Genomic DNA, 13216 nt, shown 5'->3' with positions numbered 1-13216 from the left:
CGCCAGGGGGCGCCGGTGGCGGACGGGGCGGGGCCCGTGGTCTCGGCGGCGCTGGCCGCCCTCGCCGGCACGCTCTTCCTCGCGGCCGGGGTGTGGTCCTTCACACGCCTGTGAGTCCCGGCGGCGTCGGGGCGCCGCGCCGGGCGGCGGGGACCCGTTCCCGGCCCTGCGCTGGGACGAAACGCTTTTCAGAACGTTCTGGGACGGTCCAGGCGGCAGACTCGCCGTAAGTCGGGTTACCGTTCGAGTGGCCGCTGCGGGCTTTTGCTGTTTGACACGGGGGCGGGTTGTACCGTCACACTCCGCAGCGACCGTACAGCTCGTACGTGCCACCCGAGTGCCGACCGGAGAGAAGAGCGAAGTTGTCCCCGACCAGCGAGACCGCAAAGGGCGGCCGCCGACTCGTCATCGTCGAGTCTCCTGCCAAGGCGAAGACGATCAAGGGCTACCTGGGCCCCGGTTATGTCGTCGAGGCGAGCGTCGGGCACATCCGCGACCTGCCGAACGGCGCCGCCGAGGTGCCCGACAAGTACACCGGCGAGGTACGCCGCCTGGGCGTGGACGTCGAGCACGACTTCCAGCCCATCTATGTCGTCAACGCCGACAAGAAGGCGCAGGTCAAGAAGCTCAAGGAGCTCCTTGCCGAGTCCGACGAACTCTTCCTCGCCACCGATGAGGACCGCGAGGGCGAGGCCATCGCGTGGCACCTCCAGGAAGTCCTGAAGCCCAAGGTCCCGGTCCACCGGATGGTCTTCCACGAGATCACCAAGGACGCCATCCGGGACGCCGTCGCCAATCCGCGCGAGCTCAACCAGCGCATGGTCGACGCCCAGGAGACCCGCCGCATCCTCGACCGCCTCTACGGCTACGAGGTCTCGCCGGTGCTGTGGAAGAAGGTCATGCCGAGGCTCTCGGCCGGCCGCGTCCAGTCGGTGGCGACCCGGCTCGTGGTGGAGCGGGAACGCGAGCGCATCGCGTTTCGTTCTGCTGAGTACTGGGACCTGACCGGGACGTTCTCCACCGGCCGGGCGGGCGACGCCTCCGACCCGTCCTCGCTGGTGGCACGGCTCGCGGCGGTCGACGGCCGCCGGGTGGCGCAGGGCCGTGACTTCGGTCCCGACGGACAACTGAAGAGTGACGTCCTCCACCTCGACGAGGCCAATGCCCGGGCGCTGGCCGCCGCCCTCGCCGACTCGGCCTTCGCCGTGCGCTCGGTGGAGTCCAAGCCGTACCGCCGCTCGCCGTACGCCCCGTTCCGTACGACGACGCTCCAGCAGGAGGCCTCCCGCAAGCTCGGCTTCGGGGCCAAGGCCACCATGCAGGTCGCCCAGAAGCTGTACGAGAACGGCTTCATCACCTATATGCGTACGGACTCCACCACGCTCTCCGACACCGCGGTGTCGGCGGCCCGTGCGCAGGTCACGCAGTTGTACGGCGCCAACTACCTCCCGGAGAAGCCGCGGACGTACGCCGGCAAGGTCAAGAACGCGCAGGAGGCGCACGAGGCGATCCGCCCCTCGGGTGATCGTTTCCGCACCCCGGCCGAGACGGGCCTGACCGGCGACCAGTTCCGGCTCTACGAGCTGATCTGGAAGCGGACCGTCGCCTCCCAGATGAAGGACGCGACCGGCAACTCCGTCACCGTGAAGATCGCGGGCCGGACGAGCGACGGGCGGGACGCGGAGTTCACCGCGTCCGGCAAGACGATCACCTTCCACGGCTTCATGAAGGCCTACGTCGAGGGCGCCGACGACCCGAACGCGGAGCTGGACGACCGCGAGCGGCGTCTGCCCCAGGTCTCCGAGGGCGACGCGCTGTCGGCCGAGGAGATCACCGCGGACGGCCACGCGACCAAGCCCCCGGCCCGGTACACCGAGGCCTCGCTGGTCAAGGAGCTGGAAGAGCGCGAGATCGGCCGCCCGTCTACGTACGCGTCGATCATCGGCACGATCCTCGACCGCGGCTACGTCTTCAAGAAGGGCACGGCGCTGGTGCCGTCCTTCCTGAGCTTCGCCGTGGTCAACCTGCTGGAGAAGCACTTCGGCCGGCTCGTCGACTACGACTTCACCGCGCGCATGGAGGACGACCTCGACCGCATCGCGCGCGGCGAGGCCAAGTCGGTGCCGTGGCTCAAGCGGTTCTACTTCGGTGCGGGCGAGGCCGGCGCGGGCATCGCCTCCGACGCCGGGAACGGCGACGGGGACCACCTCGGCGGTCTGAAGGAGCTGGTCACGGACCTCGGCGCGATCGACGCGCGCGAGATCTCCTCCTTCCCCGTGGGCAGCGGGATCGTGCTGCGGGTCGGCCGTTACGGGCCGTACATCGAGCGCGGGGAGAAGGACGCCGAGGGCCACCAGCGCGCCGATGTGCCGGAGGACCTGGCACCCGACGAGCTGACCGTGGAGCTCGCGGAGGAGCTGCTCGCCAAGCCGAGCGGCGACTTCGAGCTGGGCACCGATCCGGTGAGCGGCAACCAGATCGTGGCGAAGGACGGCCGCTACGGGCCGTATGTCACCGAGATCCTGCCGGAGGGCACGCCGAAGACGGGCAAGAACGCGGTCAAGCCGCGGACGGCCTCGCTCTTCAAGTCGATGGCCCTGGACACGGTCACCCTCCAGGACGCGCTGAAGCTGATGTCGCTGCCGCGCGTGGTGGGCGCCGACGCCGAGGGCGTCGAGATCACCGCGCAGAACGGGCGGTACGGGCCGTATCTGAAGAAGGACACGGACTCGCGGTCGCTGGAGACGGAGGACCAGCTCTTCTCCATCACCCTGGAAGAGGCGCTGGCGATCTACGCCCAGCCCAAGGCGCGGGGGCGCGCGGCTGCCAAGCCGCCGCTCAAGGAGCTCGGCACCGACCCGGTCAGCGAGAAGCCGGTCGTCGTGAAGGACGGCCGCTTCGGTCCGTACGTCACGGACGGCGAGACCAACGCGACCCTGCGGACCGGGGACAGCGTGGAGGACATCACGCCGGAGCGCGGGTACGAGCTGCTCGCCGAGAAGCGTGCCAAGGCGCCCGCGAAGAAGACGGCGAAGAAGGCCCCGGCCAAGAAGGCGCCCGCGAAGAAGACCGCGGCGAAGAAGACGGCCGCCAAGAAGACCGCGGCCACGGCGAAGAAGGCTCCGGCCAAGAAGACGGCCGCGAAGAAGACGGCCGCCGCAGAGTAGGACCCGAAGGCGCCCCGCGCGCCGGAGGGACGCGGAACGAAGCCGAGCGCGGCCGGGGCGATGCCCCGGCCGCGCCCGTGCGTGAGGATCCCGCCCGTATGTTCGGGCGGCCCCTCGGGGACCTGGGCGCTCCGGATAGGCTGGGCGGATGACGCGAGCCGAGCATCCCCAGAGCTCCGAAGGCGCAGCGACGACCCCCCCGGTCGTGAGCCCCGTCTCCGACGCCCTAGCCGCCGACTCACGCGAGCGGTCCGTACGCGCCCTGTTGCGCATTCCGCCATTGCGGCGGTTGTGGAGCGCGCAGTTCGTGGGCGGGATCGGTGACGCCCTCGCCGTCCTCGTCCTGCTGCTGCTGGCGCTCCAGGCGGCCGTCTCGGAGGACGCCCTCGGCGGCGGCTACCGGGGCGCGGCCTTCGCCGTGGCCGCGGTGCTCGGTGCCCGCGTCCTCGCGACATTCCTCTTCGGGGCGCTGCTGCTCGGACCCGTCTCCGCGCTGACCGCGCCCAGCGGACCGCTGGACCGGCGCTGGACGATGATCGGGGCCGACGGCGTACGCGCCGCGCTGCTGATCATCGCGCCGCTGTGGATCGACTGGACCCCCGACGACGCGCTCTTCTTCGTGCTGGGAACCGCCTTCGTGGCCGGGGCCGCCGAACGCTTCTGGACGGTGTGCAAGGAGAGCGCGGCGCCCGCGCTGCTGCCCGCGCCGCCGCTGGAGGGCGCCGCCGTGCGCCCGCTGCCGGACCACCTGGACGCGCTGCGGCGCCTGTCGCTCCGTACGACGTTCGCCTCCATGCCCGCGGCGGCTGCCGCTCTGCTGGTGGCCGCGCTGGTCAGCAAGGGGTTCGGCAAGGGCATCGACTGGTTCACGCTCCACCAGGCGGCCCTCGGCTCGTATCTGGCGGCCGGTCTCTTCGCCGCGTCCGTCTCCGTCCTGGCGATGCTCGAACTCCCGGACTCGGCCACTCCGCGCGCCCGCTCGCCGCTGGAGGGCCTGCGCAGGCCCTCGACCGGCGCCGGTCCCGACAAGGGGCGTACGGGCGCGGTCCCGCTGCTCGTCCTGGCCTGCGGCGCCGTCGCCGGCGCGATCGCCGCGGCGGCGGCCGTCGCCGTACTGCACGCCGCGGACCTGGACGGTGGCCCGGCCTCGTTCGCCCTGCTGGTCCTCGCGCTGGTCGGCGGCACGGGCGTCGGCGTCCGGGTGGCGCCCAAGGTGCTGCCGGTGCTCTCGCGCCGGCGGCTGCTGGCGCTCGCGATCGCCCTCACCGGTGTCGCGCTGCTCGCGATGGGCCTGGTGCCGGACACGGCGACCGTACTGTTCATCGCGCTGGCCGCCGGTCTCGCGGCCGGTGTCGCCGCCAACAGCGGCCACACGCTGATCGACCAGGAGACCGAGGAGTACCGCCGGGCCCGCACCACCGACCACCTCCAGGCGGTCGTACGGGTCGCGATCGGCCTGGGCGCCATCCTCGCCCCGCTGGTCGCCGCGGCCATCGGCCCGCACCGCCTCGCGGGCGACGGGTTCGTCTTCGCGCACGGCGGCGCCGGCTTCACCCTGATGCTGGCCGGCGCGCTGCTGCTGCCGGTCGCCGCGGTCGTCCTGGCCAAGACCGACGACCGGCAGGGCGTGCCGCTGCGGCGCGACCTGCGGGACGCGGTGCGCGGCGCCGACCCGGCGCAGGCCCCGGCCGCCACCGGCTTCTTCATCGCCCTGGAGGGCGGCGACGGCGCGGGCAAGTCCACCCAGGCGCAGGCGCTGGCCGAGTGGATAAGGGCCAAGGGCCACGAGGTGGTGGTGACCCGCGAGCCGGGCGCCACCCCGGTCGGCAAGCGGCTGCGCTCGATCCTGCTCGACGTCTCCAGCGCCGGTCTCTCCAACCGCGCGGAGGCCCTGCTGTACGCGGCGGACCGCGCCGAGCACATCGACTCGCTGGTCCGCCCCGCCCTGGAGCGCGGCGCGATCGTCATCTCGGACCGCTACATCGACTCCTCGGTGGCCTACCAGGGCGCCGGGCGCGATCTGTCGCCGACCGAGGTCGCCCGGATCAACCGCTGGGCGACCGACGGACTCGTACCGCACCTGACCGTGCTCCTCGACGTGGCGCCGGAGACCGCGCGAGAGCGGTTCACCGAGGCCCCGGACCGGCTGGAGTCGGAGCCGCCCGAGTTCCACGCGCGCGTACGGGCCGGATTCCTCACCCTCGCGGCTGCCGACCCGTCCCGCTACCTGGTGGTGGACGCGTCCCAGGAGCCCGAGGCCGTCACTACCGTCGTACGCCACCGGCTCGACCGGATGCTGCCGCTCTCCGAGGCCGAGGTGAAGGCCCAGGAGGAGGCGCGCAGGGCGGCCGAGGAGGAGGCCCGGCGCAAGGCCGAGGAAGAGGCGGCGCGCAAGGCCGAGGAAGAGCGCCTGGAGCGTGAGCGGCAGGCGCAGCTCGCCAAGTTGCGTGCCGAGGAGGAGGAGCGCAAGCGGCGCGAGCTGGAGGAGGCGCGCCGCCGCGAGGAGGAGCGTCAGGCCGAGGAGGCGCGGCTGCGGGCCGAGGAGGCCAGGCGGCTCGCCGAGGAGGAGCGCGTCCGGCGCGAGGCGGAGGCCAAGGCCGCCGCGGCCGAGCAGGAACGGCTGCGCAAGCAGGCCGAGGAGCAGGCCCGGCTGCGGGCCGAGGCCGAGGAGCGCCGTCTGGAGAAGCAGCGCAAGGCCGAGGAGGCGCTGCGGCGGGCGGAGGAGGCCCGGCGTCTCGCCGAGGCGGCGACCGCGGCGACCGCGGCGGCGGCGACGGCTTCGGCCGCGACCTCCGCGACGGCGTCGAAGGCCGCGGGTGCGAGCCCGGCTGCGGCTGCGGCGAAGAGCGCGGACCCCACCGCGGCCACGCGCGCGAAGCGGAAGCCCGTGGCCGAGTCGGCCGCCGAGGTGACGGTCCCGACACCTGTCGTGGACCCGGCGGCGGCCCGTGAGGCCGGCCCCGGGGTCAGCCCGAACGAGGTCACCCAGGAAGTCCGGGTGCCGGGCGCGCAGACCTCCGCCCCGGACGCCGCCGAGACCACGGTGCTGCCGCAGGTCCCGGCCGAGGCCGACGAGACGACCGTGCTGCCGCCCGTACGGGACGCGGAGGAGACGGCCGTGCTGCCGCCCGTACGGGACGGGGCCGGGGACGCCGGCCGGTTCCCGCCGGGGATCTTCCGCGACGAGCGGGAGCGGTCCGGGCCGGAGCAGCCCGAGCGGGCGAACGAGCGGACGCGGGAGCTGCCGCAGGTCGACCCCGGGCGGCTGGGCGCGGAGTCCGGCGCGGAGACGGGGGCCGAGCCCGGGACGCAGCCGAAGAAGGGGGGCCGGCGGCCCAAGCGGCGTTCCGACTGGGCCGAGGAGACCCCGTTGGACGATCTGCCCACCCTCGCCGACGAACTGCTCGGGCCGCACCCCGACGACGAGGACGACGGCCGGGGCCGCCGCCGCTGACCTGCGGGAAGGCCGTCCCGGACGGGATTGTCCGACCCCTCCCTCACAATGGGGTCGTAGCGGGGACGTACGGGGCGGAACAGAGCGCGGAGGCGGTGACCCATGACGGTGTGGGACGACCTGGTCGGCCAGGACCGGGTGCAGGAGCAGCTGGCCGCCGCCGCGCGCGACGCGGACACGCTGGTGACCGCGGTCTCCGCGGGTGAGCCCGTTCCGGACGCGTCGAAGATGACGCACGCGTGGCTGTTCACCGGGCCGCCGGGATCGGGCCGCTCCACGGCGGCGCGCGCGTTCGCCGCCGCGCTCCAGTGCGTCAGCCCCGACCGGGCGCTGGGCGGCCGGCCCGGCTGCGGGTTCTGCGACGGCTGCCACACCTCGCTGATCGGTACGCACGCGGACGTGCAGATCATCCGCACCGATCTGCTCTCCATCGGCGTGAAGGAGACCCGCGACCTGGTCCGGCGCGCCCAGCTCTCCCCCGCCGTCGGCCGCTGGCAGGTGATCGTCATGGAGGACGCCGACCGGCTGACCGAGGGCGCGGGCAATGTGCTCCTGAAGGCCGTGGAGGAGCCCGCGCCGCGCACGGTGTGGCTGCTGTGCGCGCCTTCGCTGGAGGACGTGCTGCCCACGATCCGCTCGCGCTGCCGCCATCTGACGCTGCGGACACCGCCGGTGGAGGCCGTAGCCGATGTGCTGGTCCGCCGGGACGGCATCCCTCCGGAGACGGCCATCGCCGTCGCCCGCGCCACCCAGGGCCACATCGGCCGGGCCCGCAGGCTGGCCACCGACGAGCGCGCGCGGGCCCGCCGGGCCGCCGTGCTGAAGGTGCCACTGAGGGTCGAGGACGTGGGCGGCTGCCTCAAGGCCGCCCAGGAGCTGGTCGACACCGCCGCCGAGGACGCCAAGCAGCTCGCCGAAGAGGTCGACGTCAAGGAGACCGAGGACCTCAAGGCGGCGCTCGGCGGCCAGGCCGGCGGCCGTATGCCGCGCGGTACCGCCGGGGCGATGAAGGAGCTGGAGGACCGCCAGAAGCGCCGCAAGACGCGTACGCAGCGGGACAGCCTCGACCTCGCCCTCACCGACCTCACCGGCTTCTACCGGGACGTCCTGGCGCTCCAGCTCGGCTCCCGTATCGCCCTGGCGAACGAGGAGGTGCGCGACGGGGTGGACCGCGTCGCGCGCGGCTCCACGCCCGAGGGCACCCTGCGCCGGATAGAGGCGGTCCTTGCCTGCCGCGAGGCGCTGGACCGCAACGTGGCGCCGCTGCTCGCGGTGGAGGCGATGACGCTGGCGCTGCGGGCGGGCTGAGCCACTCGCTGCGCCGCCCGGGTCCCGGCCCGACACGCGGTCCCCCGGGTTGACCGGCTCACTCGTACGAGCCGTCGTGCCCCCGCCGACAGGGCACTTGCCGTCACTGGCCGGTTACGCTCCGGGGATGGACACCAGGCGTCTGCTCCGTTTCTCCGCCCTCGCCGTCGCGACCGCGGGGCTCCTCGTCTCCGGATGCTCGTCGGGCGGCCCGTCCACCACCGCGACGGCCTCCACCACCTCGGCGGCGGGCGCCCAGGCCACGGCCGCACTGCGTACGTACTACGAGCAGAAGCTCAACTGGCGGGAGTGCGGCGTACCGGGCTTCGAGTGCTCCACCATGAAGGCGCCGCTCGACTACGCCGATCCGACGGGCACCGCCGTGAAACTCGCGGTCGCCCGCAAGAAGGCCACGGGCCCGGGCAAGCGGATCGGCTCGCTCCTGGTCAACCCGGGCGGCCCGGGCGGCACGGCCGTGGGCTACCTCCAGCAGTACGCGGGCCTGGGCTACCCCGCCCCGGTCCGGGCGCGGTACGACATGGTGGCGGTCGACCCGCGCGGCGTGGCCCGCAGCGAGCCCGTCGAATGCCTGACGAGCCATGAGATGGACGCGTACACCCAGGTCGACCAGACCCCGGACGACGCCGCCGAGAAGGCCGCGCTGGAGACCTCGTTCAAGAAGTTCGCGCAGGGCTGCGAGAAACGCTCCGGCAAGATCCTGCCGCACGTCTCCACCATCGAGGCGGCCCGCGACATGGACATCCTGCGGCAGCTCCTCGGTGACGAGAAGCTGCACTACGTGGGCGCCTCCTACGGCACGTTCCTGGGCGCGACCTACGCCGAGCTGTTCCCGGAGCGCACCGGCCGCCTGGTCCTCGACGGGGCGATCGACCCGTCCCTGCCGGCCCTGGAGATGAACCGCGACCAGACGGCGGGCTTCGAGACGGCGTTCCAGTCGTTCGCGGCGGACTGCGTCCCGCGCAAGGACTGCCCGCTGGGCACGGCCTCGGTGGCGGACGCGTCGGCGCGCCTGAAGAAGTTCTTCGCGGAGCTCGACGCGAAGCCGGTGGAGACCGGCGAGTCCCGCAAGCTGGGTGAGTCGCTCGCCACGACCGGTGTGATCGCCGCGATGTACGACGAGACGACCTGGCCCGAGCTGCGCTCCAGCCTCACGCGCGCGATGCACGGCGACGGCGGGGGCCTGCTGGCCCTGGCCGACTCGTACTACGAGCGGGACGCGGAGGGGAAGTACGCCAACCTCATGTACGCCAACGCGGCCGTGAACTGCCTCGACCTGCCCCCCGCCTTCTCCGGCCCCGACGCGGTGACCGCCGCGCTCCCGTCCTTCGAGAAGGCCTCCCCGGTCTTCGGCGAGGGCTTCGCCTGGGCGATCCTGAACTGCGCGTACTGGCCGGTCAAGGCCACCGGCACCCCGCACCGCATCGAGGCGAAGGGCGCGGCGCCGATCGTGGTGGTCGGCACCACCCGCGACCCGGCGACCCCCTACAAATGGGCGAAGGCGCTCGCCTCCCAGCTGTCCTCCGGCCGGCTCCTCACCTACGACGGCGACGGCCACACGGCGTACGGCCGGGGCAGCGACTGCATCGACACCGCGATCAACACCTACCTCCTGGAGGGCACGGCCCCGCCCGCCGACAAGAAGTGCTCCTGAGCTGCGCGAGTCCCTCGAACAGGGGTGGTCAGGAGCACCCCGCGGAACTGTGTAGACTTGGCCGCGTTGCTGATCGCACCATGGTGCGCACGGCGCGCCGCCTTAGCTCAGTTGGCCAGAGCAACGCACTCGTAATGCGTAGGTCTCGGGTTCGAATCCCGAAGGCGGCTCCGGAAGAACCCCAGGACTCACTCGCCGTGACCTGGGGTTTTTTCATGTTCGCGGCCGAAAGGCCAGGCCGGAGACGTTCCGGCCTGGCCTCAGCTGCTGCGGTGACCTCTGGGGTCCGGGTCAGTCGATGCCCTGGGCGAACGAGAACACGCCGTACGGGTCGTACTTGGACTTGATGTACGACAGGCGGTCGTAGTTCGCCCCGTAGTACGCCTGGCGCCAGTCCGTCAGCGCCGGGTCGAGGAAGTTCTGGTAGGACTCGCCCCGGGAGATCGGGTCGACCGCGGTGAAGCCGTTGTCGACGAAGCGCTGGCCGGAGGCGAGCTGGTCGCCCGAGAGGATGCCGAAGGCGAACGTGTAGTACGACATCAGCAGGGTGCTGTCGCGGTGCACGTACGCCGTGGACGCGCGCGAGACCTTGTTGGCCGCGCCGCCCAGCGCCATGATCTCGAACTTGTGGAAGTGACCGGCCGTGCGCTCGGTGTCGAACACGCCGACCAGCCGCGCCCACTCGGTCTCCGAAGGGGACCTGCTGAGCAGCCGGCCGCGGCCCAGGACATGGCCGAACGGGGCGAGCTTGCCGTTCGCCGGGTCCCAGGTGTTGTTGTGGCACTGCTGCTGCGAGTACGAACCGCAGCCGAAGATCTTCATCATCGCGGACTTGTAGGTGTCCGTGTAGACGTTCTGCTGGATCGGGGCCGCGCCGGTCAGCGCGATCAGCCGGGCTATCTCGGTGTCGAACTCCGCGCGCGCACCGATGGAGGTGACCAGGAGCGTCACCAGCGGGGCGTTGCCCGCCGCCGAGTCGAACAGGTCGATGTTGGAGCGGCTGCCGAACGTGGTGGGCGCCGTCTCCAGCCACTGCGTGAGGCCGTGCATCGCGCCGACCGCGTGGTCGTAACTGAACAGCAGCTCGGCCACGTTCAGGTTCGGAACGGCGGTCGGGGTGACCGTGTACTGGGTGACGATTCCGAAGTTGCCGCCGCCGCCACCGCGGATCGCCCAGTACAGGTCCGGGTTGGAGGTCGGCGAGGCGGTGACCTGACGGCCGCTGGCGAGGACGACCTTGGCCGCGGTCACCTTGTCGGCGCCGAGCCCGGAGTTGCGGGTGAGCAGGCCGACGCCGCCGCCCTGGAGGAAGCCGCCGACCGACACGGTCGGGAACATGCCGCCCGGGATGGCAAGGCCGCTCGCGCCGAGGCCGTTGACGACGTCGACCAGCTGCGTGCCGCCGCCGATGGTCGCCGTGCCGGAGCCGGCGCTCACCGTGTTCAGCCGGGAGACGTCGATGACCAGGCCGGTGGTGGTGGAGTAGCCGCCGCCGCTGTGGCCGCCGCTGCGGGCCGTCACGGGAATGTCGTGGTACTGGGCGAAGATCAGGCCGGTCGTGACGTCGTTGGCGTTCGCCGCGTACAGGACGGCCTGCGGATTGGTGAGGCTGTACTGGCCGTACTCGACGGTCTTGGCCGCCGCGTACGAGGCGTCGGACGGCAGCACCAGCGTGCCCGTCAGATTCGCGCGCAGCCGGTCCCACTGGCCGGCAGTGGTGGCGGTGGCGGTGGTGAACCCCGACAGCGACAGGGCCGCGGCCCCGGCCCCCGCCATCCCGATGAACGACCTGCGTGTGATCATGCCTTGCTCTCCCCTGTGATCCTCATCGATCTCCTGAGCCCTGCGGTCGCTCCGGGATCATCCGGGGTCCTTCGATCCCCCGCGGACCTCCCCCCGTGATCCCCCGCGTCCGAGGGATCGGAATCCTGCCACGGAACCCGCGCCAGGGGTGGGGCAGTTGGCCAGTACGGCACGGCCTCGACCGGCGCTCAAGTCCCGCTGGAGCAGGGCATGTTCACGACCAGTGGGGTCCGCCGTGCCGTTCAAGTGTGGAGCTTGACGTGGACTCCCGGGACGATCGCGCCCCCTAGGCTGAGCTGTCGGCGACCACGTACAGGGCGGGTGTTTCATGGCGGACTCATGGGTCAATTCCGCGGAGCGGATCGGTGCCGACCTCCATGTGGAACTGGCTGGATCCGGCAGTCGGCGGGCCGCCCTCACGCGCGCGCTGCGCTCGGCCGTCCAGGACGGACGGCTGGCACCCGGGACCCGGCTGCCGCCCTATCGCTCGCTCGCCGCCGATCTCGGGATCGCCCGGAACACCGTCTCCCAGGCGTACGCGGAGCTCGTCGCCGAGGGCTGGCTGACCGCGCGACAGGGCTCGGGCACCCGGGTGGCGCCCCGCGCCGAGCCCGTACGGCCCGCGCGCGTGGCCGTGGAGCCGCCGCCACGGGCCGCGGTCGGCCCGGCCCACAATCTGATGCAGGGCCAGCCGGACGCCGGATCGTTTCCGCGCGGCGCCTGGCTCTCCTGTGCCCGCCGAGCGCTCAACGCGGCCCCGAACGAGGCCTTCGGGCCGGGTGATCCCCAGGGCCGTATCGAACTGCGCCGGGCGCTCGCCGACTACCTCGCGCGCGTGCGGGGAGTGCGCACCACGTCCGACCGCATCGTGGTCTGCTCCGGCTTCGCCCACGCCCTGCGGCTGCTCTTCGGCGGCCAGGTGCTGCGCGGCCCGCTCGCCGTGGAGTCGTACGGACTCGCCTTCCACCGTTCCCTGCTGGCCGCGGAGGGCGTACGGACCGTGCCGGTCGGACTCGACGAGCAGGGCGCGCGCGTGGCGGAGTTTTCCCAGCGCCCGGAGCTCAAGGGCGTACGGGCCGCGCTGCTCACCCCCGGCCACCAGTTCCCGACCGGCGGACCGCTGCACCCCGAGCGCCGGGCGGCGGCCGTGGACTGGGCGCGCGCCCGGGGCCGGGTGCTCCTGGAGGACGACTACGACGGCGAGTTCCGCTACGACCGCGAGCCCGTCGGCGCGGTCCAGGGGCTCGACCCCGAGCGGGTCGTCTACCTCGGCTCGGTCAGCAAGAGCCTGTCACCGGCGGTGCGGCTCGGCTGGATGGTGCTGCCGGAGCAGCTCGTCGAGCCGGTGCTGGCGGCGAAGGGGATGCGCGAGGCGTGGGCGAGCGTCCTGGACCAGCTGACCCTGGCGGACCTGATCGAAAGCGGCGCGTACGACCGGCATGTGCGGCGGATGCGACAGCGCTACCGGTCCCGCCGCGACCAGCTCCTCGCCGCCCTCGACGAGCACGCCCCGCACATCACGGCCGCCGGGATCGCGGCCGGGCTGCACGCCGTCCTGAGACTGCCGGTGGGCACCGAGGGGGCCGCCCTGAAGGCCGCGGCCCGGCAGGGAATCGCCCTCGACGGGCTCGCCGGGTACCGCCACCCGGACGCGGTCATGCCCGCCCAGGACGGTCTGGTCGTCGGTTACGCGACCCCGCCCGACCACGGCTATCAGGCGGCGCTGGACGCGCTGTGCCGGGCGCTGCCGCCGATGCGGTGACCTCGGCGGCGCGCGTTGTCAGACCGTGACTTTAGGCTGGGGTCACGGAG

The 13216-nt window shown here is 72.8% G+C and carries 6 protein-coding genes and 1 tRNA gene; 6 read left to right on the top strand and 1 reads right to left on the bottom strand.

Translation table 11 applies throughout. From position 1 onward, the window contains the following. The first annotated feature begins 362 nt into the window (after positions 1-362). The 5 genes from topA to ACJA3G_RS15335 all read left to right on the top strand — a co-directional run bounded on the left by topA (position 363) and on the right by ACJA3G_RS15335 (position 9771). Complete coding sequence (topA, locus tag ACJA3G_RS15355; RefSeq protein WP_406553533.1) at positions 363-3167, top strand: type I DNA topoisomerase; 2805 nt, start codon at positions 363-365, stop codon at positions 3165-3167. A gap of 148 nt (positions 3168-3315) precedes the next feature. Next, positions 3316-6621, top strand: coding sequence for a dTMP kinase (tmk, locus tag ACJA3G_RS15350; RefSeq protein ID WP_406553532.1), 3306 nt, complete (start codon positions 3316-3318; stop codon positions 6619-6621). Between the two features lie 102 nt (positions 6622-6723). Further along, complete coding sequence (locus ACJA3G_RS15345; RefSeq protein ID WP_406553531.1) at positions 6724-7929, top strand: DNA polymerase III subunit delta'; 1206 nt, start codon at positions 6724-6726, stop codon at positions 7927-7929. Between the two features lie 127 nt (positions 7930-8056). Next, positions 8057-9601, top strand: coding sequence for an alpha/beta hydrolase (locus tag ACJA3G_RS15340; RefSeq protein ID WP_406553530.1), 1545 nt, complete (start codon positions 8057-8059; stop codon positions 9599-9601). 96 nt (positions 9602-9697) lie between these two features. Further along, positions 9698-9771, top strand: a tRNA-Thr gene (locus tag ACJA3G_RS15335). A gap of 121 nt (positions 9772-9892) precedes the next feature. On the opposite strand, the gene ACJA3G_RS15330 is transcribed toward ACJA3G_RS15335, so the two are convergent. Beyond that, a complete protein-coding gene (locus ACJA3G_RS15330; protein ID WP_406553529.1) occupies positions 9893-11404 on the bottom strand; it encodes an FAD-binding oxidoreductase in 1512 nt (503 codons plus the stop codon). Positions 11405-11732: 328 nt separating this feature from the next. Between ACJA3G_RS15330 and ACJA3G_RS15325 the strand changes: the two genes are divergently transcribed. Further along, a complete protein-coding gene (locus ACJA3G_RS15325) occupies positions 11733-13166 on the top strand; it encodes a PLP-dependent aminotransferase family protein (protein WP_406553528.1) in 1434 nt (477 codons plus the stop codon). Positions 13167-13216 lie beyond the last annotated feature (50 nt).

This window comes from Streptomyces sp. YS-3 (assembly GCF_045257485.1).
Taxonomy (GTDB): domain Bacteria; phylum Actinomycetota; class Actinomycetes; order Streptomycetales; family Streptomycetaceae; genus Streptomyces.
This window is presented reverse-complemented; position numbering and strand designations above follow the sequence as displayed.